Annotated in this window: 24 protein-coding genes, 1 tRNA gene and 1 pseudogene; 17 read left to right on the top strand and 9 right to left on the bottom strand. The window is 68.0% G+C overall.

Annotated elements, in window-relative coordinates:
• The first annotated feature begins 388 nt into the window (after nucleotides 1-388).
• The 7 genes from ACZ5NH_RS15485 (at nucleotide 389) to ACZ5NH_RS15455 (ending at nucleotide 7,897) form a co-directional block, all read left to right on the top strand.
• Nucleotides 389-763 (top strand): hypothetical protein, encoded by a 375-nt coding sequence (locus tag ACZ5NH_RS15485; RefSeq protein ID WP_468775452.1) that lies wholly within the window; start codon nucleotides 389-391, stop codon nucleotides 761-763.
• Between the two features lie 330 nt (nucleotides 764-1,093).
• Nucleotides 1,094-2,806 carry an McrB family protein gene (locus tag ACZ5NH_RS15480; RefSeq protein ID WP_468775450.1) on the top strand — a complete coding sequence of 571 codons (1,713 nt, stop codon included), beginning with the start codon at nucleotides 1,094-1,096 and terminating at the stop codon, nucleotides 2,804-2,806.
• 194 nt (nucleotides 2,807-3,000) lie between these two features.
• A complete protein-coding gene (locus ACZ5NH_RS15475; RefSeq protein WP_468775513.1) occupies nucleotides 3,001-3,996 on the top strand; it encodes a 5-methylcytosine restriction system specificity protein McrC in 996 nt (331 codons plus the stop codon).
• A gap of 153 nt (nucleotides 3,997-4,149) precedes the next feature.
• On the top strand, nucleotides 4,150-5,316 hold the full coding sequence (locus ACZ5NH_RS15470; protein ID WP_468775448.1) for a DNA cytosine methyltransferase: 1,167 nt from the start codon (nucleotides 4,150-4,152) through the stop codon (nucleotides 5,314-5,316).
• The gene (locus ACZ5NH_RS15465) at nucleotides 5,313-6,401 is read left to right on the top strand and encodes a DNA cytosine methyltransferase (RefSeq protein ID WP_468775446.1); all 1,089 of its coding nucleotides are present in this window, start codon (nucleotides 5,313-5,315) and stop codon (nucleotides 6,399-6,401) included. The genes ACZ5NH_RS15470 and ACZ5NH_RS15465 overlap by 4 nt, the downstream gene beginning before the upstream one ends.
• 93 nt (nucleotides 6,402-6,494) lie before the next feature.
• Nucleotides 6,495-6,561, top strand: a tRNA-Arg gene (locus ACZ5NH_RS15460).
• Between the two features lie 577 nt (nucleotides 6,562-7,138).
• Nucleotides 7,139-7,897, top strand: coding sequence for a phytanoyl-CoA dioxygenase family protein (locus ACZ5NH_RS15455; protein ID WP_468775444.1), 759 nt, complete (start codon nucleotides 7,139-7,141; stop codon nucleotides 7,895-7,897).
• A 51-nt stretch (nucleotides 7,898-7,948) separates the two neighbouring features.
• Here ACZ5NH_RS15455 and ku read toward each other — a convergent pair whose 3' ends face one another.
• Nucleotides 7,949-9,022: a non-homologous end joining protein Ku gene (gene ku, locus ACZ5NH_RS15450; protein WP_468775442.1), complete on the bottom strand. Its 1,074-nt coding sequence runs from the start codon at nucleotides 9,020-9,022 to the stop codon at nucleotides 7,949-7,951.
• 179 nt (nucleotides 9,023-9,201) lie between these two features.
• On the opposite strand from ku, the gene ligD reads away from it, so the two are divergent.
• Nucleotides 9,202-10,089 carry a non-homologous end-joining DNA ligase gene (gene ligD / locus ACZ5NH_RS15445; protein WP_468775440.1) on the top strand — a complete coding sequence of 296 codons (888 nt, stop codon included), beginning with the start codon at nucleotides 9,202-9,204 and terminating at the stop codon, nucleotides 10,087-10,089.
• Between the two features lie 36 nt (nucleotides 10,090-10,125).
• Here ligD and ACZ5NH_RS15440 read toward each other — a convergent pair whose 3' ends face one another.
• Nucleotides 10,126-10,929, bottom strand: coding sequence for an NERD domain-containing protein (locus ACZ5NH_RS15440; protein WP_468775438.1), 804 nt, complete (start codon nucleotides 10,927-10,929; stop codon nucleotides 10,126-10,128).
• Nucleotides 10,930-11,029: 100 nt separating this feature from the next.
• Between ACZ5NH_RS15440 and ACZ5NH_RS15435 the strand changes: the two genes are divergently transcribed.
• The 5 genes from ACZ5NH_RS15435 (at nucleotide 11,030) to ACZ5NH_RS15415 (ending at nucleotide 16,614) form a co-directional block, all read left to right on the top strand.
• Nucleotides 11,030-11,539 (top strand): protein-tyrosine phosphatase family protein, encoded by a 510-nt coding sequence (locus tag ACZ5NH_RS15435; protein WP_451556548.1) that lies wholly within the window; start codon nucleotides 11,030-11,032, stop codon nucleotides 11,537-11,539.
• Between the two features lie 128 nt (nucleotides 11,540-11,667).
• A complete protein-coding gene (locus ACZ5NH_RS15430; protein WP_468775436.1) occupies nucleotides 11,668-12,456 on the top strand; it encodes a hypothetical protein in 789 nt (262 codons plus the stop codon).
• Entirely contained in the window at nucleotides 12,453-13,703 is a 1,251-nt protein-coding gene (locus tag ACZ5NH_RS15425) for an ATP-binding protein (RefSeq protein ID WP_468775434.1), read from the top strand. Before ACZ5NH_RS15430 ends, ACZ5NH_RS15425 begins: the two co-directional genes overlap by 4 nt.
• Before the next feature lie 68 nt (nucleotides 13,704-13,771).
• Nucleotides 13,772-15,133, top strand: coding sequence for an FtsW/RodA/SpoVE family cell cycle protein (locus tag ACZ5NH_RS15420; protein ID WP_468775432.1), 1,362 nt, complete (start codon nucleotides 13,772-13,774; stop codon nucleotides 15,131-15,133).
• A gap of 23 nt (nucleotides 15,134-15,156) precedes the next feature.
• Nucleotides 15,157-16,614, top strand: a complete 1,458-nt coding sequence (locus tag ACZ5NH_RS15415; protein ID WP_388621087.1) for a penicillin-binding transpeptidase domain-containing protein — start codon at nucleotides 15,157-15,159, stop codon at nucleotides 16,612-16,614.
• A gap of 21 nt (nucleotides 16,615-16,635) precedes the next feature.
• Here the strand turns inward: ACZ5NH_RS15415 and ACZ5NH_RS15410 are convergent, their stop codons facing one another.
• A complete protein-coding gene (locus ACZ5NH_RS15410; RefSeq protein WP_468775509.1) occupies nucleotides 16,636-17,538 on the bottom strand; it encodes a hypothetical protein in 903 nt (300 codons plus the stop codon).
• Nucleotides 17,539-17,899: 361 nt separating this feature from the next.
• Complete coding sequence (locus ACZ5NH_RS15405; RefSeq protein WP_388620829.1) at nucleotides 17,900-19,009, bottom strand: ferritin-like domain-containing protein; 1,110 nt, start codon at nucleotides 19,007-19,009, stop codon at nucleotides 17,900-17,902.
• Nucleotides 19,010-19,133: 124 nt separating this feature from the next.
• Here ACZ5NH_RS15405 and ACZ5NH_RS15400 point away from each other — a divergent pair, with 124 nt between their 5' ends.
• From ACZ5NH_RS15400 to ACZ5NH_RS15385, 4 genes are all read left to right on the top strand, one after another.
• Entirely contained in the window at nucleotides 19,134-20,072 is a 939-nt protein-coding gene (locus ACZ5NH_RS15400) for an AurF N-oxygenase family protein (protein ID WP_388620827.1), read from the top strand.
• A gap of 187 nt (nucleotides 20,073-20,259) precedes the next feature.
• Nucleotides 20,260-20,913, top strand: coding sequence for a TetR/AcrR family transcriptional regulator (locus ACZ5NH_RS15395; protein ID WP_468775429.1), 654 nt, complete (start codon nucleotides 20,260-20,262; stop codon nucleotides 20,911-20,913).
• Nucleotides 20,914-20,923: 10 nt separating this feature from the next.
• Complete coding sequence (locus ACZ5NH_RS15390) at nucleotides 20,924-21,226, top strand: hypothetical protein (protein ID WP_468775427.1); 303 nt, start codon at nucleotides 20,924-20,926, stop codon at nucleotides 21,224-21,226.
• A gap of 133 nt (nucleotides 21,227-21,359) precedes the next feature.
• The gene (locus ACZ5NH_RS15385; protein ID WP_468775507.1) at nucleotides 21,360-22,535 is read left to right on the top strand and encodes a C40 family peptidase; all 1,176 of its coding nucleotides are present in this window, start codon (nucleotides 21,360-21,362) and stop codon (nucleotides 22,533-22,535) included.
• A gap of 110 nt (nucleotides 22,536-22,645) precedes the next feature.
• Here the strand turns inward: ACZ5NH_RS15385 and ACZ5NH_RS15380 are convergent, their stop codons facing one another.
• The 5 genes and pseudogenes from ACZ5NH_RS15380 to ACZ5NH_RS15360 all read right to left on the bottom strand — a co-directional run.
• Entirely contained in the window at nucleotides 22,646-23,899 is a 1,254-nt protein-coding gene (locus ACZ5NH_RS15380; protein ID WP_468775425.1) for a styrene monooxygenase/indole monooxygenase family protein, read from the bottom strand.
• 35 nt (nucleotides 23,900-23,934) lie between these two features.
• Nucleotides 23,935-24,594, bottom strand: coding sequence for a GTP-binding protein (locus ACZ5NH_RS15375; protein WP_468775423.1), 660 nt, complete (start codon nucleotides 24,592-24,594; stop codon nucleotides 23,935-23,937).
• Nucleotides 24,575-24,985 carry a DUF742 domain-containing protein gene (locus ACZ5NH_RS15370; protein ID WP_450981216.1) on the bottom strand — a complete coding sequence of 137 codons (411 nt, stop codon included), beginning with the start codon at nucleotides 24,983-24,985 and terminating at the stop codon, nucleotides 24,575-24,577. The genes ACZ5NH_RS15375 and ACZ5NH_RS15370 overlap by 20 nt, the downstream gene beginning before the upstream one ends.
• A complete protein-coding gene (locus tag ACZ5NH_RS15365) occupies nucleotides 24,982-25,479 on the bottom strand; it encodes a roadblock/LC7 domain-containing protein (RefSeq protein WP_468775421.1) in 498 nt (165 codons plus the stop codon). Before ACZ5NH_RS15365 ends, ACZ5NH_RS15370 begins: the two co-directional genes overlap by 4 nt.
• Nucleotides 25,476-26,265 (bottom strand): annotated as a pseudogene (locus ACZ5NH_RS15360) (hypothetical protein); the annotation flags it as partial. The gene ACZ5NH_RS15365 and the pseudogene ACZ5NH_RS15360, both read right to left, overlap by 4 nt.

The following is a 26,265-nucleotide window of genomic DNA, read 5'->3' as shown; positions in this document are numbered from 1 at the left end:
AAGAGCCTGCGCGTCGACCGACACACCTACAAGGCCACCGTCAGCATCGACATCCTGTTGACAGCACCCATCAGCCCATAAACTTCATGGCCTTGGGCTTTAGGCAGCCACTTTGGCGCGAGCCTCGAAGATCAGGGCCCAAAATCGGGCACTAACGGGCAGGTCCACAAGCCTGCCCGATTCGCGGGCTAGCGTAATGGGCCCTGATCACTCGCGCCAAAGCAGCTCCAGCCCAAAGCCGCTCCACCGGCCGCGCTTATAACACACGACATGTGGGCGGCGGACAAAAACGCTTATTCTTCACCCCTGGAGTGCCGTTGGCGGGATATGACCTGCACTTTTGGACTAAGAAGTGTTCATCCCAGTTAGCACTTCCTAGGGGGGAAGCGTGTCCTTCGCTGAACACGTGCAGGCTCTTCGACTCCGCAAGCTGAAGATTCTCGATGAACACCGCAAGAAGCTCGACCAGCTACAGAGGGACCTCGATGGTCAACTTGCCATGGTTGATCAGGTACTCACGCAGTTGGCAGACACGAGCGATAAGCTCCCGTGCCTCGTGCGTACGACTCCAGGCCCGGAGCTGACCATTTACCACTCGGCTGACGCACCATGCGGACGAGTGCACAGCCGCCAGAACTTCGCAGTCATGACGGAAGCGGAGGCCATGGATGCCTCGCCATACGCGTATCTGGAACGTTGCACTGCATGCAAGTGGCAGCAGGCCGCCAAGATCCACGGCGAGCGGGTGATGAGTACCAGATGAGCCGGGCCAGCCTGGTGAAGTCCCCTCGCGACGGCTGACATCAACGGCTGACATCAACAAGCGCGGACACCGGCGACCGACGCTGCACCTCACTGGACGATCAGCCGAGGATCCCGACGGGTTGACCGATGTCGCCGACTCCCCGTGATCGACCTGATGAGGATGAGGCCAGACTTCAAGCCTTGGCCTACACAGGCGCCGGCCACACCATCGGCCGGCGCTCGTCACCTGACTCGGTCATTGAGACTCCGCCGGCCACATCGTTGGGCTTCGGCCTCAACTACACGGCAACCGACCACACGAAGATCCTCAGCGTGGCAACCTACCTCCATGCAAGAGCACTGGGATCTTTCAGGACGTGACGTTGTACCAGACCTGCGAGCCATGGCACGGCCCGCAGACGTAGGTGCGGCTGCCCTCCACGCAATGCTCAGTTCTGCGGGGACGCAGTGGTCGGCACCTTACGAAGAAGTGCGCAAAAAGCTGCAAATCAGGAGCAAGCAGGTCGCGCCAGAGCTACAGGAGCAGGCTAATCAGCGCTTCAGAACATACATGGCATTGTTCCGTGGAATTGGTCTGCTCTATGAAGAAAATGGCATCTTGCAGTCCACTGAACTCGGCGAAAGCCTGCTGACTCTCCTGAACGAGCAGTACCAGCGCATCGACGATTTCGGCCAACAAGTCTTTCTCAACTATCGCACTCAACTCGCCCAGATGGTGGCGCCAGCGCTGGCTCGGTATCAGCTCGCGAGCCCCCTAACCCGAGACAATTACCCACCGGGAACCGACATCAGGCCGCTATTGGCGATTTGGCGCATCATGAGGAAGCTAGATAACAAGCTTCACTGGGAGGAACTGGGACGATGCGTGACCACATGCCTGAGGGAGTCCGACATTGAACCCGCGATAGAAAAGATCGCTCAAGCGCGCACGCAGGCGGGGTACGACCCGAATGACCCTGCCGTAATGGAGCAGATTCTTGGCCCCCGCCGCCCTGACAAAGGAAGCAACCAGTCAGACAGGCTGGACACATGGTTCTCCCGAGCCGCCTTCAAAAATCTCTTCTTGGAACCCCGCGATCGACAGGACGGCTATCGGTATCTCAACTCAGAGTTCGTCCCACTACTTGACGAAATAATCGAAAGCTCCCCACTACCCGATCAGTTCGCAGACCGAGGGGAGTACGTGCGTTGGCTCGGAGCAACATCGACTGAGCTATCACCTATTCAGGCTGACTCTGACAGTAAGCTAAGAAATCTCATCGTCGAAAAATGCCGACGTTATGGAGGGCGTCAAATTATCGCGCTCGTCGGGCCAGCGGGAACCGGTAAGACAAGGGTGGCCCAGGACGTCGCTATGACTCTTACAGAAGGAGACGCCACCCGGATTCTGACAGTCCAATTCCACGCCGCATTCACGTACGAAGAGTTTGTCGGTGGACTTGCTCCCAGTAACGGAGGTTTCGCGCCCTCTCCTGGAGCGCTTGTGCAGATAAACGATGCGGCACTGGCATCGCCAGACAAGACGCACGTTCTAATCGTTGACGAGCTGAGTAGAGCCGACGTCGCCAATGTGCTCGGCGAACTCCTCACTTACGTCGAGTACAGAAACCGCCCCTTCCTAGTTCCCGGGCTGGACAAACGGGTGTCTATAGCGCCCAATCTAATCATCATCGCCACGATGAACCCTGCTGATCGAAGCGTTGTCAATATGGACGACGCGTTGGTGAGAAGGTTGCGTCAAATTGAGATTCCTCGCAGTCGTGACGCCCTCGAAGTAATCCTGCAAGAGGCGGGCATGGCGAGCGATCTTAGGAAGCAGGTGACTCAGTGGTTTGACGGGCTCCCAGAAGACACCCCCTTCGGGCACGGCCTATTTGTCGGAATGCGCGACGAACGTGACCTGCATGATCTCTGGCACGAGTCATTGCGGTACTTCTTGCGTCGGGGTGGAATCACCACATATCCCAACCCGGAGAAGATCGAAAATACATACGTCTGGAGACACATGCGATACACCTCAGCCACCGAGGAAGAGGCGTGAGAACCAGAACGTACGGACGCCTGCAGCTCACTCGTCAAGAAGTTGGATACTCCCTAGAAGAGCTATCGAATCTTTCCTGGGCTCAGTCGAAGGTGGCCTCCATTCGACCAAGCCGTTTTGGGTTCGATATTGAAGTTGGGCCATACGCTGGCACCATTGTCGTCCACGAAAACCTCGTCATCACTATCGATGAAATGGTTCCGGGAACTGTCAACGCGTGTCTCGCTCTTTCGTCGAGTGGGCGAAGGCAGGCCGCACAAGCAGCTCAGCCCGGTTCAACCCTACCGCCGCTTGCGGCGATTGCACGAGCGTTTTCCGCGATGGTCGAAAGAGAGTTGGCGGCCGGGCTACAGAAAGAATATATAGCGACTTCCGCGCATAGCAGTCGAGTCAGGGGTAAGATCCATGTCGGCGAAACAGTACGCGCTCTGTGGAGTCGTGGCCGGCATGACCTCTTGGCGATCCGTTACCGTAATCTATCCGAAGACACCGAGGTCAATAGGTACCTACTTGCCGCTTGCAATCGCGCTGAGCACCTACTGCGCCATCACGATGAGGCAAGGATAACGGTGCAGCGATGCATGCAAATGCTTTCGGGAGCTCAGATGCTACCCGACCCAGCGTTTCCGTCCCTTTCTCCGAGCATCAGCATAGGCCTCAGAGAAACTCTCCACACGGCGGAAACAATAATACGGGGTGTCCCGTTCAACTTTCATAATGCTGGCCCCTCGCCATTCAGCGCCTGGGTCAACATTGATCGAGTATTCGAAGAGGCTGTACGCACCCTGTGCAGAAGTACAGCCCCAGCTAACTTCACGGTGACGGACGGCAAGTCTCAGAAGATTCCCCTATTTCACGCACTCGAAGGAGAAGGGGAGCCCATGCGCAAAAGAGCCGATCCAGACATCGTAATTTACGGAGATGGCAGGACCGGTTTGCTTGACGCGAAGTACAGGAAGTCAGGTGAAAAGGTCACGGAAGACGAGATATATCAACTCATCGCTCATGCCGGGGCTTTCTCTGCTGATGCCGCTGCACTTGTGACGCCAGCTCTCCACGGCCCTCCGGGTATCCGACGGTTGGGCCGGGTCAGCACGGGGTGCTCTGTAGACGTCATCGCAGTCGACCCCACGCAGGCAGATGGGATGAGCGACCTGATCGGACACTGGACGACGAGCCTAGCGCAGTGATTTGGCTCACATGGGGATGATCGATGAGGCATGCTGTGTTCACAACAGACTGTCATGTCCCCATGGCTGTACGGGCGCACCGCCGAACTCTGATCATCTTGGATGGTGCGCTGCGAGACCACACTGTCAGTCCGAGCTTCTAGGATCTATCGCATGGACAAGGGTGAGCCCGGCTGGGCGTATGCTGACCTCTTCAGCGGTTGTGGCGGCATGTCGGCCGGCTTGGCAGCAACGGGCCAGTACAAGGCGGTTTACGCGGCCGACAACGACGTGTGGGCCAACGCCACTTACGCTGCCAACCTCGGTCACACACCGGATGAGTTGGACCTGCTGACGCTCCAAGACGCAGGCGCTCGGCGTTCATGGGCCGCCCGAATGCGTGAAGCGGTCGGTGACCGCCAGTTCCTCCTTGCAGGAGGACCGCCCTGCCAGGGCTTCTCTTCACATGTCAAGACCCGCGGTGACCGCAAAGGCCGGAATCAACTCTTCAGCGTTTTCGGTGATCTAGCAGTCACACTCAAGCCCGATGTCGTGATGGTCGAGAACGTCGCTGACCTAGTCTCGGCTCGCTCGTGGGACTTGTTCGACGAATTTCGCTCTAAGTTGCAGGACGCTGGCTATAGCGTTCGAGCACGAATCATGAACATGGCACAGCTGGGCGTGCCCCAAGAGCGGTTCCGCACCGTAGTTCTGGCGTCTTTGCATCAGACGCCGACGTTCCCCGCTGTACGCAACACGCCAGAGTCTTTTGCTACTGTCAAAGAGTGGATTGGTCAGCTTCCACCTATTGCCAGTGGTGAATCTAATCCAGACGATCCAATGCACGTTACGTCGCGCCATCGGCCGTCGACGATCGAAATCCTGAAGCAAGTTCCCCATGATGGTGGCTCACGTCCGCCGGGAGTGGGTCCGGAGTGCCTGGATCGCACGCGTGGCGCTCACGGTGGTTATACAGACGTATATGGACGTCTGGCTTGGTCCGGCCCAGCGCCGACCATCACGGCTCGGTGCAGAACTCCTAGCTGTGGACGATTTGCTCATCCTGAACAAGACCGTGGTCTGACGGCGAGAGAAGCAGGGCTTCTTCAGACATTCCCCGCGACGTGGCAGTTCCAGGGGCCGTTCGATGACCGTTACAAGCAGATCGGCAACGCGGTGCCCCCGCTAGCCGCTCAGGCTTTTGGTGAGCACATTGCAGCCGGCATGCCACCAGTGGAATCCGAGGTTGGACTTTTCGAAGTGGCTGACAAGCCCGTTGGCAGTAGCTTCTCGGTGCTGATTCCCGGCATCCGCAGGCGCGGAGGGTTGCTGGTCCAGTGACGCTCACTGCAATTGACGCGTTCGCAGGCGCTGGTGGACTCAGCTTGGGTCTCACCCGAGCTGGGTATTCCGTTAAATTGGCCTTCGACAACAGTCAAGTGGCCGTAGATACGCATCGCAAAAACCTTTCGTGCCGCGCGGAAGTGCTTGATGCCGCCACTACCAGTGGAGACCAGCTTCTCAATCTCGCTGGGCTAAAGCGGGGCGAAGTCGACTTGCTCGCCGGGGGTCCCCCGTGCCAAGGTTTCTCACTTCAGCGTAGAGGTGCACGCGAAGACCCAAGGAACCTCCTTGTTCTTCGCTATCTGGATTGGCTCGAAGAGATGCGCCCTCGCGCGTTTCTCATGGAAAATGTTGCAGCCATCCAAAGTGTGCGCGGGAAGCACCTCTTGCGAGCTGTCGAAGAAGCGGCTCAGGATCTAGGTTTCCAGGTTCACGCAGCGATTCTCGATGCAGCCAATTATGGCGTTCCGCAAAGGCGTCGGAGGGCGTTCCTTGTGGGGCTGCCTGCTGGCACCCATTTTTCCTGGCCGGCGCCAAGGACAGAGCCTCCACGCACGGTCGGAGACGCTATCCGGGATCTGCCATCGCCGCCCGAAGATGGGTCCAGCCATCCGTCAGTCACGAACCACTACAGAGAAGCTAGGCTGAGCAAGCTCAACATTGAGCGAATCAAGCATGTCCCCCCAGGGGGTGGCCGTGAGTATCTCCCTAAGCATCTTCAGCTTGCGTGCCATCAAGGGAATCACCGTCACCTGGACACGTATGGCCGACTGTCATGGGATGAACCGGCTGTAACTATCACGGCAAGGTTCGACAGCTTTACCCGAGGAAAGTTTGGCCATCCCGAGGAACACCGAACCATCACCCTCCGAGAGGGCGCCCGCCTGCAGTCCTTCCCAGATGATTTCGTATTTCTCGGAAACCGGGAGGAAGGTGCGAGGCTAATCGGTAATGCGGTTCCGCCGTTGCTCGCTCAAGCGATCGGGCAGAGCATCAAGGCCGCACTGTCCGGAACAGCATCTACAAGTAATTCGGAGCCGGTACAGATGTCTCTGTGGGGGGCTGGCGTCGCCGCCGTCTGAGTGGGCTGCACTCGGACAGCTGTCCGCAGCCTGCCCACGCGGACTATACGTGGACGGAAAGAACGAGCCAGCGGACGTTTACCCGTCTGACCAGCCCCTATACGTGATGCACACGAGGCCTCCGGAGCCGTGTGCGCAGGTTCGAATCCTGCCGGGGGCACCCGGAATAAGGTGCCCACAGACCCCGTCACCAGCGAATACGCTGAAGTCGGGGTCTTCGCGTATGTGCAGCCATTTTCGGTTCCACGGGGCCGTATGGCAGGTAACCCCGCCCGCTCCGAATCGCCACGCCGCGGGGGCTTCCCACGGGCGTCAGTGAGGACAGCCGGCACCTACTGAAGGATCGGTCCAGTCTCCTGGCTCCGGCGATCCTCGGGGTGTCCTGATGCCGGGCCCGGAACCTGCCTGACGCGCCTGGACATCGGTGGTGGCGACGGGGTGCTCCTGGTCGCCGAGGGCCGCGAGTTGGCGACGGAGGAGATTCAGCGCGCCCCGCTACGGTCGGGGGGCGCGGAGACCGCCGGAGTCATGGCCGACGCCACGATCTTGCGTCCAGTGCCGCACTCCCCATCGCGAGCATCTTCATCCGGCCCGCACGACGGTCCCAAGGAAACGTCCTATAGACGGCATCCGATCCGGGCAGTTGGTGATCTGGGGCGTTTCTGTGATCGGCGGCGTTGGCGGTCGTCGCAGAAATCCCTTCGCCGCCACGGCCGCTGTCGCTCTAGGGTGCTCGAGTGCTGAGCGACAGTCAGATGAACGAGTTCGCCGAGCGGGGCTTCGTCGTGGTTCCGCAGGTAGTGCAGGACGATCTTCTGAACCAGGCGGCCCGGCGGATCGATGAGGTCATCGCCGCCGATCCACCAGCCGCCGGCAAGCAGGGCAGCCACTTCTACTTTCTCCGGACCGAGGACGAGCCGGCGCTGATGGCGCCTTTGACCGGCAGCCCTGCCTTCGGTCTCGCCGAGGAACTGGCGGGGACCGGGACACTGGAGGTCCCCTGGCAGGTCCAGGTGGCGCTGAACATCCCGCCGTACTCGCACCGCCCCGGCCTTCCGCACATCGATGCCGGCAACCCGGAGCCGACCGGCGAGCCGGTCCGCGGCACATTCACGCTCCTGGCCGGTGTCCTGATGTCCGACCAGGTCACGGAGAACTCCGGCAACCTCTGGGTCTGGCCAGGCACGCATCTCACCCACGCCGCATACTTCCGTGATCACGGTCCGCAGATGTTCTGTGCCTACCCGCCAATCGACCTGCCCGAGCCGGAGCAGATCAAGGGACGGGCGGGGGACCTGCTGCTCGCGCACTACCTCCTCGGGCACAACATCGGCGGCAACTACGCATCCGAGCAGACGCGACGTGCGCTGTACTTCCGGATCAGCGCTCTGGACCATGCCTCCCACCGGAACGAGTTCCTCCAGGACCCGTGGCTCGACTACGGGCCCCTCAGGTCACAGTCATCGACATCGTCCACGCCACCTGCATCTGGCTGACCATCGGAGAGATGGGTGATCTGGACCGACTGACCAGTGCCAGCCCGGCCCTCAAGCCGTCCGCTTGCGAGACGCGGTCTTCTTCGCTGCCGTCTCCTTCGCTGCTGTCTTCTTCGCCCCCTGAGCCGTCTTGGCCGTCGCGCTCTTCTTCGTCCCCTGAGCCGTCTTGGCCGTCGCCTTTGACGTGGCCCTGGACGTCGCCTTCGACGTCGATTTGCGGGCCGGTTCGGGCTTCTTCGCGGTGGCTGCCTTCTTCGCCGTGGACGTGGACTTCTTGCCGCCCGCCGCCTTGGGTGCGGCTTTCCTCGGCAGGGGTCTGACCTCGGCCTCGCCCGCGGCGGGTACCTCGCCGCGCGACTCACGGGCCGCTCGCACGCTGTTCTCCAGCGCGGCCATCAGGTCCAGCACCTTGCCCCCGGCGGCCGGTGCCGGGGCCTCCGGTGGGGCCTCGCCGGAGGCCTTCGCGGCGATGACCACCTCCAGGGCCGCCCGGTACTCGTCGTGGAGGTCTTCCAGGTCGACCTCGCCGAGGGTGTCCATCAGGGCGTCGGCGAGGTCGAGTTCCTTGTCGCGGATGGTGACGTCGGTGTCGGGGGCGACGCCCTCGGGGGCGCGGACCTCGTCCGGCCACAGCAGGCCGTGCATCGCGATGGCGTCGCCGACCACCCGGAGCATGCCGAGGCGTTCGCGGCCGCGCAGGGCGTACTTGGCGATGGCCACCTTGTTGCTGCGTTTCAGGGCCTCGCGGAGCAGGGTGTACGGCTTGGCCGCGGGGGCGCCGCCGGCCGCCAGGTAGTACGCCGCGTCCATCTGGAGCGGGTCGATCCGGTCGGCCGGTACGAAGGCCACGATGTCGATCGTGCGGGCGGTCGGGATGGGCAGGTGGGAGAGGTCGTCGTCGGTGATCGGGATGATCGTGCCGTCCGCGTCCTCGTACCCCTTGCCGATCTCGGCCTGGCTGACCTCGCGGTCCTCCAGTTCGCACACCTTGCGGTAGCGGATGCGGCCGTTGTCCTCGGTGTGGATCTGGCGGAAGGAGATCGAGTGGCTCTCCGTGGCGTTCACCAGCTTGATCGGGATGCTGACGAGCCCGAAGGAGATGGCCCCGTTCCATATGGATCGCACGTGCCGCACCCTTCCTCTGCCGGATCCGTCGGATCTGCCGGATCCGCTGGATCCGCTGGATCCGCTGGATCCGCTGGATCCGCTGGATCCGCGGCTTCTTCCGGATCCACAGGATCCACCGACTACGACGAATATGCCGGTTACACCGCTTAACCCTGTTCGTCTGGGATTGTCATCGTATGACGCCTATCACAGAGGTGGAGGGGCGGCGGGTCGCGCTCAGCAACCTGGAGAAGGTGCTGTATCCGGAGACCGGCTTCACCAAGGCGGAGCTGGTGCACTACTACGCGACCAGCGCCGCCGTGCTCCTGCCGCACCTGCGCGACCGGGCCGTGTCCTTTCTGCGCTATCCGGACGGACCGGAGGGGCAGCTGTTCTTCACGAAGAACGTTCCGCCGGGTACGCCCGAGTGGGTCACCACCGCCGAGGTGCCGCGGTCCTCGGCGGACAGTCCGGCTCGGATGGTGGTGCTGCAGGATCTGGCGAGCCTCGTCTGGGCGGCGAATCTCGTCACCGAGTTCCACACCCATCAGTGGCTGGTGCAGACCCCGGACGAGGCCGACCGGCTGGTCTTCGACCTCGACCCGGGCGCGCCCGCGACGGTCGTCCACTGCTGCCAGGTGGCCCTGTGGCTACGCGAGCGGCTCGCGGCGGACGGCATCGAGGCGTACCCGAAGACGGCCGGGTCGAAGGGGCTGCACCTGCTGGCCTCCGTCCGGGGCTCGTCCTCCGAGCGGACGAGCGAGTACGCGAAGGCGCTCGCCGTCGAGGCCGAGCGGGCGATGCCGCGGCTGGTGGTGCACCGGATGACGAAGAGCCTCAGGCCGGGGAAGGTGTTCGTCGACTGGAGCCAGAACGCGGCCCGCAAGACCACGGCCACCCCGTACACGTTGCGCGCCCGCCGGGCCCCGCTGGTGTCCGCGCCGGTGACCTGGGAAGAGGTCGCCGACTGCCGCAACCCGGCTCAGCTGGAGTTCCAGGCGGAGGACATCGCGCCGCGGCTGCAGGACCTCGGTGACCTGATGGCACCCATGCTGGACCCGGATGGGGCGGCCCCACTCCCCTGATCCACGCCCCCGGACACCCCCCGATCCACCCCCGGCCTACACCCTCCCCCACGTATTCCGGTCCCGCGCCATCCCGTGCAGCGCCTCCACGTCCGCCGGCTTCAGCACGCCACCGAACCGGGCCAGGCCCGCCAGCTCGGTGTCCTGGAGGATCCGTACCGCGCGCGGTGGGGCGGTCACCGTCAGCTCGGCCGGGCCCGCCAGGGCCAGTACCGGGCGGACCTCGGCGGTCAGGGCGTAGGAGGCCCGGTCGGCGACGGACCGCAGCCGGCGCAGCAGCGGCTCGGTCTCGCGGCGGCCGACGGTGACCATCGGGTCGGCGATCAGGACGCGGGCCTTGCGGGCGTACAGGGCGTGTACGGCGTACAGGCCGCCGGGGCCGAGGAGCAGATGGTGGATGCGGTCGCCGCCGGGCAGGGTGATGGAGTGCAGGGTGTGCCAGCCGGCCCCCTCCAGGCCGTCCAGGGCCGTGCCGATGGTCTCCTCGGCGGCCAGGGCGCGCCGGCGCGGGTCGGGGCGCAGCCGGTGGGTGGGGCCGGGGTCGCGGTCGAGGGCGACGAGCAGGGCCTCGCCGGGGCGGTTGGGCGCCAGGTCGTCGTCGGGGTGCAGGGTCAGCCGGGCGAGTTCAGCGGGGGTCGGCACGGGCGGTGCGCCGACGGTCACCGGGCCGGTCAGGAACGGTTTCAGGGCTTGGAGTACGTCGTCCCGGCTGTCCTCGCCGAGCAGGTTGACCCGGCCCGTCTCACGGTCGTACCAGGCGACATTGCTTCCGTCCGGGCGGCAGACGTACAGCCGTTCCCGGCCGTGCCGATAGGCCGGCACCACGCGCAGTGCGCTCATGCGCCATCACCCCTGGACCATGGGAACAGGCGGGGCGCTCCTGGGGCAAGACCGGTTACCGTGGAGGGCGGCCCCGGTTGGGGGAGTTGGGGAGGCGCCGTTGCGGATCCGCGGGAAGCAGCCCGACGTACCGGCTCCGGAGAGCCCGTGGAACGAGATCGTGCCCGGCCTGTGGATGGGCGGGCACGAGTTCCTGGGCCGCTCGGGACGGACGGAGCTCGCCGTCGTACGTGATGAGTTCGATGTGGTGCAGACGCTGCTGCGGCTGCCGGGGTACGGCCCCGATCCGGGGGTCGAGCACCATGTGTGGCCGATACCGGACGGCCCGCTGGACGGGACGCAGCTCGCCGGGGTGATCCGGCTGGCCCGGGCGGCGAACGAGGCGCTGGACGCCGGTCGCCGGGTGCTCGTGCGCTGCTATCACGGGTACAACCGCTCGGGTCTGGTCGTCGCGCACGCGCTGGTCCAGCGGGGGCATGCCGCGCCGGACGAGGTGATCCGGCTGATCCGGGCCCGGCGGTCGGCGTGGGCGCTGCACAACGAGCTGTTCGTGGAGTACCTGCGCGCGGGCCTGTCGACCGTGCGGCTGCTGGAGGAGCTGGCCGAGTAGCCTCTCTCCCAGCAGCACCTACCCCCCACGGGTGCAAAAAGGACTTACGTACGACTTACATAAGAATTTTCCGCGTCTACGAATAAGGTGTACGGGGCCCCGACCGACCCCGACACCCCAGGAGCACCGTGCCAGCCCGCCGTCCCGCGCGCACCGCCCTCACCGCGGCCGTCGTCGCCCTGCTGTCGGTGACGGCGGTGGCCTGCGGGGACGCCGGCGAGCTGCGGGGCGCGGGCACCACCCCGGCCGCCGTCAGCCCCGCCAAGCTCTGGCCGGACCTGCGTCCGGCGTCGAGCCCGGCGTACCCCTACGACGTGGCGACCAGGAGCGTCGTGAAGGGCATCACGGTTCCCGGCGACGACATCCGCAAGGTGGACCCGGTGAAGGTGGTCGAGGCCGAGATCAAGGCGCATCCGGACGACTACGGGTCGAAGGGGGCGTACCACGCGACCGTGGACCGGCTGAAGGACTGCCGGCCGGGCGGCGACCAGGCCCGCTGCCCGCTGCTGAAGCCGTACTACCGGGACCTCACCGGCGACGGCCGGGACGACATGACGCTGGGCTTCCGGCTCTACCCGACCAACCAGACGGGCGTGCGGGTCTACACCGTGGAGAAGCACAGGCTGGTGCAGGTGCTGGCCGACAACGACGCGATCCTCGGCGTGGAGCTGGCCGGCCGGTCACTGATCGAGCGCTCGCCGGCCGACATCTCCGGCTACGAGTACCGCACGACCTGGGTGTGGGACCCGGGGCAGCGCGCGATGGTCTTCTCCCGCGACGAGTACCTGCACACGGGTAAGGGCCGGCGCGCCAAGAAGCCCTCGGCCTCGGCCTCGCCCTCACCGTCCGTCTCACCGTCCGTCTCACCCGTCTCACCGTCATCCCTTTCCGCTTCCTCCTCCGCGAGCGCGCGATGAGGCTCGCACTGCCCCGCTGGGCCGGGCCGCTCGCCGTGAAGGCGGCCGCGTTCATCACGGTGATGTGCTGTGCGCTGGCCGCGCTGCTCGGCGTCCTGGTGCATGTGTCGGTGACCAACCAGACCGTCGGCCAGGCCCGCGGCAAGGCCCTGGCCCGCCTCGCGGACGCCACCGAGGCGTACGAGGCCGGGGACACGCTGCTGCCGAACGCCGGGGTGGACCCCGAGGGGCTGCCCGCGCCGCTGCGCGCCCTGGCGGCGGCCGGCAAGCGCGGCACCATGGTCTCCCAGCACGACGGACGCCCGATCATGTGGGCGGCGGGCCCGGTGGCCGGGCACCGGGCGCTCGCCGTGGCGGTCGACTATTCGCAGCAGTCCCGCACCATCAGCGGGCTCGACACCTCGATCCTGTGGTCGTCGGCGCTCGCGATCGGGGCGACGGTGCTGGTCGGCGTGTTCGCGGTGACCCGGGTGACCCGGCGGCTGCACGGCACGGCCCGGGTGGCCCGGCGGATCAGCGCGGGCGACCTGGACGCGCGGGTCGACGACCCCCGTACGAGGGATTCGTCCCGGCCGCAGGACGAGGTGGCCGCGGTGGCGGCGGCGCTGGACTCCATGGCGTCGAGCCTGCAGAGCAAACTGCTGAGCGAGCAGCGGTTCACCGCGGACGTGGCGCACGAGCTGCGCACCCCGCTGACCGGGCTGCACGCGGCGGCGGAGCTGTTGCCTCCGGGCCGGCCGACGGAGCTGGTGCGGGACCGGGTGGCGGCGCTGCGCACCCTCACCGAGGACCTGCTGGAGATCTCCCGGCTGGACACCGGGCGGGAGAAGCCGGTGGTGGACACCGAGGAGCTGGGGGCGCTGGCCCGGCGGGTGGTACGGGCCTCAGGCACCGACACGGAGGTGCGCGTCCTCGCCGACGCCCGGGTGGAGACCGACCGGCGGCGGCTGGAGCGGGTGCTGGGGAACCTGGTGGCGAACGCGCACAAGCACGGGGCGCCGCCGGTGGTCCTGACGGTGAACGGGGCCGTGGTGACGGTACGTGATCACGGGGCCGGGTATCCGGACTATCTGGTGGCTCATGGGCCGCAGCGGTTCCGCACGGAGGGTGGGGCGACCGGCCACGGGCTGGGGCTGACGATTGCCGCGGGGCAGGCGGAGGTCCTGGGGGCGCGGTTGTTCTTCGGCAACGCGGTGGACGGTGGGGCAGTCGCCACGTTGGTCCTGCCGGTGGTCGAGGGGCGGTAAAGCCCCCACGCCACGCTGGCGCCGGCCGGCACAACACACAAGACGTCCTGTTTGGGTAGGTTCCGGGCATGACCAAGGCCGGAACCACCGTAGCGGCCAAGCAGGCTCCCGCACCCGTCGCACGCCTGCCCCGGCGTCGTGGCGTCGAACTCGCCCTGATCGTGCTGGCCGTGCTGCTGTCCGTCTACGGCTACTGCGCGGTGGGTCTGGCCCGGACCGGCACCGTCCCGCCCGGCGCCGCCGGTTACGGCGCCGGGCTCGCCGGGCTCGCGCTGTGCGCGCATCTCGCGGTGCGCATCCGGGCGCCGTACGCCGACCCGTTGTTCCTGCCGATCGGTGTACTGCTCAACGGGCTGGGGCTGGTCCTGATCTACCGGCTGGACCGGGAGACCCCGAGCGGCCAGGCGGCCCCGGCCCAGCTGGTGTGGTCCACGCTCGGCATCGCGCTGTTCATCGGGGTCGTGCTGGTGCTGCGCGACCACCGGGTGCTCCATCGGTACGCCTACCTGTGCGTGGCCACCGCGCTCGGGCTGCTCGCACTGCCGATCCTGTTCCCGCCTATCAACGGCGCCCGGATCTGGATCCGGATCGCCGGGTTCTCCATCCAGCCCGGCGAGTTCGCGAAGGTGCTGCTCGCGGTGTTCTTCGCCGCCTATCTGGCCGCCAACCGCAACGCGCTCGCGTACACGGGCCGCCGGCTGTGGCGACTGCAGTTCCCGACCGGGCGGGTGCTCGGGCCGATCCTGACCATCTGGCTGGTCAGCGTCGGCGTGCTGGTCCTGGAGCGGGACCTGGGCACCTCGCTGCTGTTCTTCGCGCTGTTCGTGGTGCTGCTGTACGTCGCCACCGGGCGCACCGGCTGGATCGCGGTCGGCCTGCTGCTCGCCGTCCTCGGTGCGATGGCCGTCGGGCCGATGGAGCCGCATGTGAACCAGCGGATCGAGGACTGGCTGCATCCGTTCGCCACCATCGAGGCCGGGCAGGGACCGAACCAGCTCTCCCAGTCGCTGTTCGCCTTCGCCGCCGGCGGAATGCTCGGCACCGGGCTCGGGCTCGGGCACTCCGTCCTCATCGGCTTCGCCGTCAAGTCGGACTTCATCCTGGCCACGGCGGGCGAGGAGCTGGGGCTCGCGGGGCTCGCCGCGATCTTCGTGCTGTACGCGCTGCTGGTGGAGCGCGGCTACCGGGCGGGCCTCGCCCTGCGCGAGCCCTTCGGCCGGCTGCTCGCGGTCGGGCTGGCCTCGATCCTGGCGCTGCAGGTGTTCGTGATCGCGGGCGGGGTCACCGGGCTGATCCCGCTGACCGGCATGGCGATGCCGTTCCTCGCCCAGGGCGGCTCCTCGGTGGTCACCAACTGGGCGATCGTGGCGCTGCTGATCCGGGTGAGCGACTCGGCGCGCAGCCAGTACGACGGGCAGGAGGCGGCGTGAGCGACTACGGCGGCGGGCGGCCGATGGGGCGCTACATCCGGCACGCCTGCGGGTTCTGCGCGCTGCTGCTGGCGGCCCTGCTGGTGAACGCGGCCCGGGTGCAGGTGGTGCAGTCCGGGGTCTACGACGGCAATCCCGCCAACCGGCGCGCCGAGATCGCCCGTTACGGCCATCCGCGCGGCGACATCCTGGTCGGCGACCAGCCGGTCACCGGCTCCGTGGACACCGGAGAGCAGCTGCGCTACGAACGCAGCTACAAGGACGGCCCGTTGTACGCGCCGGTCACCGGCTTCTCCTCGCAGTCGTACGGCACCACGTTCCTGGAGCACGCCGGGGACGGGGTGCTCTCCGGCACGGATCCGGTGCTGGCGCCCCTGCCGCTGTGGAACGACATGACGCGCGGGCTCGCTCCGGCCGGGAACGTCGTCACCACGCTGAACCGGGCCGCGCAGCAGGCGGCGTACCGGGGGCTGGCCGGGCGCAAGGGCGCGGTGGCCGCGATCGAGCCGGCCACGGGCCGCGTCCTGGCGCTGGTGTCGAGTCCGTCGTACGACCCGGGGGTGCTGTCCGGCAACGGCAAGGCGGTGGCCTCGCAGTGGCAGCGGCTCAACCACGACCCGCAGAAGCCGATGCTCAACCGGGCGGTACGGCAGACCTATCCGCCGGGGTCGACGTTCAAGGTGGTCACCGCGGCCGCGGCGCTGGACGCGGGCCTGGTCACCGACCTGGACGCGCGCACCGACTCCCCCGACCCGTACCGGCTGCCCGGCTCCACGACCCGGCTGACCAACGAGGCCGACGGCTGCCGGGACGCCTCGCTGCGGTCGGCCTTCGAGTGGTCCTGCAACACGGTGTTCGCCAAGCTGGGCGTGGACGTCGGGGTGCAGAACATGGTGGCCACGGCGCGGGCGTTCGGGTTCGACGACCCCGGGCTGCGCATCCCCTTCTCCGTCGCGCCCAGCACCTTCGACCCGCACGTGGACCGGGCGCAGCTGGCGCTGTCCTCGATCGGGCAGTACAACACGCGGGCCACGCCCCTGCAGATGGCGATGGTCGCGGCGGCCGTCGCGGACCGCGGGCAGCTGCGGACGCCGTACCTCGTGGAGCGGACGACCCGGCACAGCGGTGAGACGGTGGCCGGGAGCGGGGCGCATCCGGTACGGCAGGTGATCAACCCTGCCACGGCCGAACAGCTCAAGGGGCTGATGGCCGACGTGGTCCAGGAGGGCACCGGCACCCGGGCGGCCATTCCCGGCGCCCTGGTCGGCGGCAAGACCGGCACCGCGCAGCACGGGGTCGGCAACTCCGGTGCTCCGTACGCCTGGTTCGTCTCCTGGGCGCAGGCCGACGACTCCATGGACCCGCAGGTGGCGGTCGCGGTGGTGGTGGAGGACGCCTCGGCGAACCGGGGCGAGATCAGCGGCGCCGGCGACGCGGCACCGATCGCGCGGGATGTGATGCGGGCGGTCCTCGGCCGGTGAGCACCGGCCGAGGACCGACGGTCAGATCGGCTCGACCGCCTCGGAGCGGATCTGGACGGTCTGCCTGGCGAGCGCCGCCAGATCGACGTCCGACGGGTTCTGCGAGGCGAGCGGCGTGTCCACGAAGGCCACGGTGGCGCTGGTGTTGCCGTCGGCCCAGACGCACGCGGGGATGGTGATCTTCGTGCCTGTCTGCTCCTGGGTCACGACTTCGCAGCTGATCGTCATCTGCAGGTGGAACTCCTTGGGAGCGACGGCCAGTTCCGGGTTGCTACCGCCCTGGGCGAAGCCCTTCATCGCCTCCCGGCGGACCAAGTCGGCGTTCTTGAACCGGCCGTACATGCCCGACACCACCACGTTGCCCTTGGCGGCGTCACCGCCCAGGGCGTAGGTGCCGACGACTCCGTGGGTGTCCTTGGCGTCCCAGGCGCCGTCGGCCTCGTCCTCGATCTTCTTGCCTTCGGTGGCGGAGAGGTCCTTGGCGAGCCGGTACTTGCCGTCGAGCAGGGTCTGGGGCAGCGTGAGCTTGTTCTTCGCCTCGGGGAAGCCGCTCTCCACGGCCATCCCGATCAGGGCGAGCACCACGACGACCGCCACGACGACGCCGCCCACGATCCCGAGGATCAGCCCGACCCGCCGCTTCTTCGGCAGCGGGGCCATGGACGGCGCACCCCAGCCCGGGTACGGCTGCTGGGCGTAGGGCTGCTGGGGCGGGTACGGCTGCTGCTGCGGATACGGGGAACCGTACGGACCGGGGGCGGCCTGCGGGGGCTGCTGGCCGTACGGACCGGGGGCGGCCTGCGGGGGCTGCTGGCCGTACGGGCCCGGGGCGGCCTGCGGAGGCGGGCCGTACGGGTTCGGCGGCTGCTGGGGGCCGTTGGGGTACGGCTGGCCGTTCGGGTACGGCTGCTGCGGCGGAGGCATGGACACGTCCGCACGCTACTGCACCGGGGTGAACGACCTGCCAGTCACCTCAGCCCCAGCCACAAGGCGCGGGGGGCCCGGGTGTCGGGCGTAACGTCCCGCGCTGGACCTCAGCCTCCACCGCCTCAACCCTCCACCGCCGCAGCCCTCCGCCACCGAGGTCCGCACGCGCCTCGGCCCGGCAGCCAGGGAACCAGGCGGAACGTGCGGGGCTGGGATCTGCGGCGGGGTGCGGGGCGGCTGAGGGCCGACCGAAAGCCGCGGGGCGCCCGGGCGTGCCACAGCCATTCACCCACCGCACCCCTCCACCGCCTCAACCCTCCACCGCCGCAGCCCTCCGCCACCGAGGTCCGCACGCGCCTCAGCTCTCCGCCGCCCCGGACTCGATCGCCTCCCGGACCTCCGCGATCCGCTCCCGCTCCTCGGCGGCGAAGCGCTGGGCGTCCAACTGCTCGGCGAGTTCCTCGTCCTGGGCCATCAGCAGATCCAGGTTGGCGTCGCCCATCTCGAAGACGCCCATGTCCACATAGGCCTGCTGGAGCCGCTTGCCCCAGAGCCCGATGTCCTTGACGCACGGCACGATCCGGCTGAACAGCAGCTTGCGGAACAGCTGGAGGAACTCCGAGCGCTCGCTCAGCTCCTCCGCCTCGGCCTTGGGGATGCCGAAGTTCTCCAGGACCTCCACGCCCCGCAGCCGGTCGCGCATCAGATAGCAGCCCTCGATGACGAACTCCTCGCGCTCGCGCAGTTCGGCGTCGGTGAGCTGCTTGTAGTAGTCCCTCAGGGCCAGCCGGCCGAAGGCCACGTGCCGGGCCTCGTCCTGCATGACGTAGGTCAGGATCTGCTTGGGCAGCGGCTTGTCGGTGGTGTCCCGGATCATCCCGAACGCGGCCAGCGCCAGCCCCTCGATGAGGACCTGCATGCCCAGATAGGGCATGTCCCAGCGGCTGTCCCGGAGCGTGTCGCCGAGCAGCGACTGCAGATTGTCGTTGATCGGGTAGACGAGCCCGATCTTCTCGTGCAGGAACCGGCCGTAGATCTCGGCGTGCCGGGCCTCGTCCATGGTCTGGGTCGCGGAGTAGAACTTGGCGTCCAGGTCGGGCACCGACTCCACGATCCGCGCCGCGCAGATCATCGCGCCCTGCTCGCCGTGCAGGAACTGGCTGAACTGCCAGGAGGCGTAGTGCCGCCGCAGCTCCCCCTTGTCCCGCTCCGTCATCTTGTCCCAGTACTTGGTGCCGTACAGGGACATGGCCTCCTCGGGCGTGCCCAGCGCGTCGTACGGGTCGACCTCCAGGTCCCAGTCGATGCGCTGCTGCCCGTCCCACTGCTTGTCCTTGCCCTTCTGGTACAGGGCGAGCAGGCGTTCGCGGCCGTCGTCGTACTCCCAGCTGAACCGGGCGGCGCCGCTCGCGGGCACCTGCCAGAGGGGGTCACCGGGGTCGTTGGCGTACAGGTCATGGGTCGGCATACCTCGCAGGCTCACACGTAGACGCGAAGTCAACAAGTCACGTGCAAGGGATTGACGGGCTTGCTGACAGGCAGTCTCATAAGAGGCAGGACGACGTACCCCCCGGTAACGAGGTGAGGGAGCCATGACGACCCTGACGGAAGCGGACGCGCTGGACGGTCTGCGCGATGCGCTCGGCCTGCTCAAGGACCGGGAGCAGGTGGCCGAACGGCTGCTCGTCTCCTCCGCCAAGCACTCCTTCGACCCGGACAAGGAGCTGGACTGGGACGCGCCCTTCGAGGAGGGCAAGTGGTTCTGGCCGCCGGAGCTGGTCTCGCTGTACGACACGCCGATGTGGAAGCGGATGAGCGAGGAGCAGCGGATCCTGCTCTCCCAGCACGAGGCGGCGGCGCTGGCCTCGCTCGGCATCTGGTTCGAGATCATCCTGATGCAGCTGCTGGTCCGGCACATCTACGACAAGGCCGCGACGAGCGCGCACGTCCGCTACGCCCTCACCGAGATCGAGGACGAGTGCCGGCACTCCAAGATGTTCGCGCGCCTGATCTCGCACGGCGGCACGCCCTGGTACCCGGTGAGCCGCGTCCACCAGAACCTCGGCCGCGTCTTCAAGACCATCTCCACCACGCCCGGCTCCTTCACCGCCACCCTCCTCGGCGAGGAGGTCCTGGACTGGATGCAGCGGCTGACGTTCCCGGACGAGCGGATCCAGCCCCTCATCCGCGGCGTCACCCGCATCCACGTGGTCGAGGAGGCCCGGCACGTCCGGTACGCCCGTGAGGAACTGCGGCGCCAGATGATGACGGCGCCGAAGTGGTCCCAGGAGTTCACCCGGGTCACGTCCGGCGAGTTCGCCCGGGTCTTCTCGGTGGCCTTCGTGAACCCCGAGGTCTACACGAACGTGGGCCTGGACAAGCGGGAGGCCATGGCCCAGGTGAAGGCGAGCGGGCACCGGCGCGAGGTCATGCAGACGGGGGCGAAGCGGCTGACGGACTTCTTGGACGACATCGGGGTGCTGCGGGGGGTCGGGCGGCGGCTGTGGAGGTCGTCGGGGCTGCTGGCGTAGGCCCGGGCCGGGCGGGGGGTTGGCGCTGCTCGCTGTGGGGTGCCGCGCCTCGAAGCCGACGGCGCTGCGGTTCCCCGAGGGGCGCGGGGCCGTATCGATGTGCGGCTCCGCCCCGTGTACGCGACCAGCCACAACGGACCGGCAGACAAAAGCCGGCCCCCCGAGCGGAGCGATTAGGCTGACGGCCATGACCCCGTCCGCCGCCACCCCCGCCTACCGCCGCCTGAGCGTCGAGGAGCGGCGAAGCCAGCTCCTCGCCGCCGCCCTGAACCTCTTCGCCCACCGGGCCCCCGAGGACGTGTCGCTGGACGACGTGGCGGAGGCCGCCGGAGTCTCGCGGCCCCTGGTGTACCGGTACTTCCCGGGCGGCAAGCAGCAGCTGTACGAGGCCGCGCTGCGCTCGGCCGCCGACGAGCTCCGGCTGTGCTTCGACGAGCCCCGCGAGGGCCCCCTGCTGCCCCGCCTGTCCCGCGCCCTGGACCGCTACCTGAGCTTCGTCGACGAACACGACACCGGCTTCAGCGCGCTGCTCCAGGGCGGCAGCGTGGTGGAGACCTCGCGGACCACGGCCATCGTGGACGGGGTGCGGCGGGCCGCCGCCGAGCACATCTACAGCCACCTCGGCGTCGCCGAGCCCGGACCCCGGCTGCGGATGACCGTCCGGACCTGGATCACGGCCGTGGAGGCGGCCTCCCTGATCTGGCTGGACGAGGACAAGCAGCCCCCGGTCGAGGAGTTGCGCGCCTGGCTGGTGGAGCAGTTCGTGGCCGTACTCTCGGTCACCGCGGCCCGGGACCCGCAGACGGCCGCCGTCATCAGCGCACTCGGCGCGGAAGGCTGACACTGAAGCCGTGAAGAGTCAGGACACCCCCTTCGAGGGCGGCCCCATGGACGGGCGGGTGCTGCCGGTCATGGTCGGGCCCACCGGGCACCCCCCGAAGACGTACCGCATCCCCGTCCCGGACCCGGACGGCGGCCCGCCCACGGTGCTCGTCTACCACCGTGTGCCGAGGGGGCACAGCAGGCGGCTGGGCCTGATCCAGGGGTGGAAGTACCAGTACGACCCCGACGACACCTCCGGCGGAAGGCTCCGGTGGCCCTGGTCGAAGCCGGCCGCCACGCCACCCGGCGAGCCGGACGACACGAAGGAGTGACAGGCCTGCGCCGAACCGCGCACGCCAGGAGCGCGTCCCCCACGGATACATCTGATTATCGCGGTGCGATAGGAGGCGACCAGCCCGCCCGCCGGGATCCCCTCCCCGCACCCGAGGTGATGACGTGTCAGGGATGCTTCTGCGCCTGGCCTGTACGACCGTGCTGGCGGCCCAGGCCGTCCTCGTGCCCGCCCCCACCGCGGCCGCCCCGGACCCGCATCGGCCCGGACCAGGCCCTCAGCGGCCGGCGCCAGGCCCTCAGCACCCTGTATCGGGCCCTCAGCAGCCGGTATCGGGCCAACAGCAGCCGGTATCGGGCCAACAGCAGTCCGTACCGGCCCAAGCCCAACGGCAGTCGGTGCCCCAGCTGCTGACGTCCCTTCAGCAGCTGTACCGTCAGGCCGAGAAGGCCACCGAGACCTACAACGCCACCGCCGAGAAGCTGAAGCGCCAGCGCGCCTCGGTGGCCCGCCTCGACGGTGAACTCGCCCGCACCCGCCTCGCCCTGCAGGACAGCCGGACCGATGCCGGTTTGCTGGCCCGCCGGCAGTACCAGAGCACCGACGGCCTCGGCCCGTACGTCCGCGTGCTCCTCGCGCCCGATCCGCAGCACGCGCTGGACGAGGGCCATGTCATCGGTGAGCTGGTCCGCGCGCAGGCCCGTGCCGTGAACCGGCTGACCGCCACGGAGAAGCAGCGGGGCATGCTGGCCCGGTTGGCCCGCACGGCCCTGGACACCCAGCTCACCCTCGCCGACCGGCAGCAGAAGCAGCGCGACGACGTGCAGAGAAAACTGGCCGATGTGGAACGCCTGCTGGCCTCCCTCACCCCGGCCCAGCTGGCCGCGGTCGCCGCGCTGGAACAGCGGGGCGTCACCGAGGCCCAGCACAAGCTCGCCACCGCGGGCTCCCTCCCCGCGAACCGCCTGCCCTCCCCCGAGGGCGCCCGCGCGGTGCGCTATGCCCTGTACCAGCTCGGCAAGCCGTACATGTGGGGTGCGCAGGGCCTCGACGGCTACGACAGCTCGGGCCTCGCCGCCGAGGCCTGGCAATACGCGGGCAGATCCATCCCCCGCACCAGCCAGGAGCAGTGGCAGCGCCTGAAGCGGATCCCGCTCGGTGACCTCCGCCCCGGTGACCTGGTGGTGTACTTCCCGGACGCGACCCACGAGGCGATGTACGTGGGCGACGGCAAGGTCGTAGAGGCACCGAGACCCGGAGCGAACGTCCAGCTGTCACCGCTGGCGTCCCATCCGGTACTCGGCGCCGTACGACCGGACGACCAGGCCCCCGCCACCGAAACCGACTAGACCTCTGTCATGGGTGGGCCGGCAGCGGCCCAGGCGGAAACGTGCCCGATCGGGACGGCCCCGGTGCAGCCGGGGCCGTCCGTGGGCCGTCCGAGGGCGATGAACGTCGGTCAGGCGCCGGTGACCGAGGCCAGGTAGGCCGCTGTCTTCTCCGGCTCGTAGAAGAAGTTCTCGAAGTCCGAGGGGTCGTTGAAGGCGTTGGCGAAGCGGTCGGCGACCGGCTGGAGCTGGCCGGCCGCGCCGATGAGATTCAGGATGTGCTCCGGCGGCGGCATGAGCATCGCGTTCGTCCACTTGGTGACGTGCTGCGCGGTGTTCCAGTACCGGTCGAACGTGGCCTGCATCCACTCCTCGTCGAACGGCTTGTCACCCTGCTCCAGGATGGAGGCGAGGTACGACGCCGCGCACTTGGACGCCGAGTTGGAGCCCTGGCCGGTGATCGGGTCGTTGGCCACGACCACGTCCGCCACGCCCAGGACCAGGCCGCCGCCGGGGAGGCGGCCGATGGGGTTGCGGACCGTGGGGGCGTAGCGGCCGGCCAGCGTGCCGCCCGCGTCCGTCAGTTCGACCTTCGTCGCCCGCGCGTACTCCCAGGGCGTGAACTTCTCCATGAGTTCCAGGGTCAGGGAGAGGTGCTCCGCCGGGTCCTTGACGCCGTTGAAGACGTCGAGCGGGCCGCCGGGTATGCCCTCCCAGAACAGGATGTCGGCCGGGCCGGAGGTGGTGAGCGTCGGCATGACGAACAGCTCGCCGACACCGGGGACCAGGTTGCAGCGGACGGCCAGGAAGTCCGGGTGCTCCGGGCGGGGGCCGAGACCGTGGACGTACGACACCGCCAGCGCGCGCTGCGGCTCGCTGTACGGGGAGCGGGAGGCGTCGCGGCCGAACATCTGGACCAGCTCGCCCTTGCCCGCCGAGACCAGGACCAGGTCGTACGTACGGGAGAAGTAGTCGAGGTCGCCGACCGCGGCGCCGTGGATGACCAGCTGGCCGCCGCGCTGTGCGAAGGTCTCCATCCAGCCGGCCATCTTCACCCGCTGGTCGACCGACTGCGCGTACGCGTCCAGCCTGCCCACCCAGTCGATCGCCCGCTGCGTGGGGCCCGGGTCGTGCGAGCCCGGGGCCGCGACCGAGACGCCGAGTCCTTCGATCTTCGGGGCCTGGGACTCCCAGAAGTTCAGCTGGAGATCGCGCTCGTGCTGCAGTGCCGTGTGGAACATGCACTGCGTCGACATGACCCGGCCGGTGCGGATCTCGTCCGCGGTCCGGTTCGACATCAGGGTGACCTCGTAGCCGTGCGACTGCAGGCCGAGGGCGAGCTGGAGACCGGACTGGCCGGCTCCGACGACGAGTATCTTCCGCATGCGGGTGGGGACTCCTAACGGGTACTGCTCGGGGACTACTCGGGGGTTTCGTCCAGCGCGTGGCCGACCAGGGACAGCAGTGTCTCGATGACCGAGATCCGACGCCGCGCATCCATGATCATGACAGGGATGTGCGCGGGGATCGTCAGCGCCTCCCGTACGTCGTCCGGCTCGAACAGCTCACTGCCGTCGAAGTGGTTGACGGCGACGACGTACGGCAGCCCGCAGCTCTCGAAGTAGTCCAGCGCAGGGAAGCAGTCCTTCAGGCGGCGGGTGTCGGCCAGCACGACGGCGCCGATCGCACCGCGCACGAGGTCGTCCCACATGAACCAGAACCGCTGCTGGCCCGGCGTGCCGAACAGATAGAGCACCAGGTCGTCGTCGAGCGTGATGCGGCCGAAGTCCATGGCCACGGTGGTGGTGAGCTTGCCAGGCGTGGCGGTGAGGTCGTCGGTCTCCTCGCTCGCCTCGGTCATCAGCGCCTCGGTCTGCAGGGGCGTGATTTCCGAGACGGCGGTGACCAGGGTGGTCTTGCCGACACCGAAGCCTCCCGCCACGACTATCTTCGTGGCGATGGGGGCCCGGGTGCGGCCCGTCTGCCAGGACTTCAGATCCTCGTCGGCCTCGGTGAATCCGGCGACGAGGGGAGCGCCTCCGACGGCGGAGGCGGCGGCGTCAGAGACGACGGAGTCCACTCAGCACCCTTTCCAGCAGAGCGCGGTCCGGACGGCCGGTGCCGTGACCGGTCCCGGTGCCGTACACACGGATCTTTCCCTGGTCCGCGAGGTCGCTCAGGAGTACGCGGACCACGCCGAGCGGCATACTCAGCAGCGCGGCTATCTCGGCCACCGTGCGCATACGGCGGCACAGTTCGACGATGGCCTGCATCTCGGGCATCACCCGGGTGCTGAGGGAGCCATTCGTCAGTTCCTTGCGCTCCTCGGGGGCTTCGAGGGCCGCCACGAACGTCTCCACGAGGAGGACGTGGCCGAAGCGGGTACGGCCGCCGGTGAGCGAGTAGGGGCGGACGCGGGCGGGTTTGCGGTCGCCGCCGCGCACGGGGAGTTTCCTCGCGGGGCCGCTCATCGGGCGCTCCCCGGCGACTCGGCCTCCAGGGACTTGCGCAGCTCGCTGCGGAGTTCCGGGGTGAGGACGTGGCCGGCGCGGCCGACGAACAGCGCCATGTGGTACGCCACCACGCTCATGTCGCACTCGGCGGAACCGTGCACGCCGAGCAGCGAGCCGTCGCTGATCGACATCACGAACAGGCTGCCCTCCTCCATCGCGATCATCGTGTGCTTGACGCCGCCGAGGTCCATCAGCTTCGCGGCGCCGACGGTGAGGCTGCCGATGCCGGAGACGATGGTGGCCAGGTCGGCGGAGGAGCCGCGGGGGCCCTTCCCCGGACGGGTCTGGCGGGACTGCTCGGTGTGGCCGGGGTCGGACGAGAGGAGCAGCAGGCCGTCGGAGGAGACCACGGCGACCGACTCGATGCCGGGGACTTCCTCCACCAGGTTGGTCAGCAGCCAGTGCAGGTTGCGGGCTTCACTGCTCAGTCCGTAGGTACTGGGCGCGGTCAACTGCTTGCCTCCTCGGCTGTGCCCCCCGTGGCTGTTTCGGTACGTGATGTGATCTCTGCCTCTACTTCGCGGTAGCCGGCCTGGGCGCCCTGGCGGAACCCGCCGAGTCTCCTGCGGAGGGCTTCGGCGTCCACAGAGCGGGTCCGCTGGCGCGGGGCCTGGGTCGGTACGGTGATCTTGGGGGTGCGCTTGGGGAGGCCCTTGGCGGTGACCGCCTCGGCTTCGCCTTCGGCGGATTCGTTCCCACCCGTACCACCGGTGCGGCTTTCGTCGTCGGGTGCGGGTGGCCCCTGTGGGGCGCGTCCGCCGTCGGCGGCCGGCGGGTCCATCGGCAGTGCCCGCGGCGCGTCCGGGCGCTCGGCCGTGGGTCCCTGCGTCAGGTCCGGGAGCAGCAGTTCCATCGTCGACTCCGCGAAGGTCTCCGGCGGCGCCTTCGGGCGGGTCTCGGTGTCGTGGCCGGCTGACGCGGCCTGCTCATGGATAGCGTGTTCCGCCGCTTCCTGGGCCACCTGCTCGCTCGGAACACCGAAGGCGTCCCGCGCCGAGCGTCCGACCGAGCCCCCGAAGGCGTCCCACGCCGTATCCCCGGCCTGCCCTCCGAAGGCGTCCCGCACCGAGTCACCGGCCGGCCCGCCGAAGGCATCCCGCGCCGTATCCCCGGCCTGCCCCCCGAAAAAGTCCCGCACCGCATCCCCGGACGAGCCACCGCGCACCCCGAGCGAGTCATCGGCCGAGCCACCGAAGGCGTCCCGCGCCGCGTCACCGGCCGGCCCCCCGAAAGCATCC

The organism is Streptomyces sp. NPDC031426 (assembly GCF_055581585.1).
Note: the sequence above shows the minus strand (reverse complement) of the source record. Positions and strands in the feature narration are given on the sequence as shown.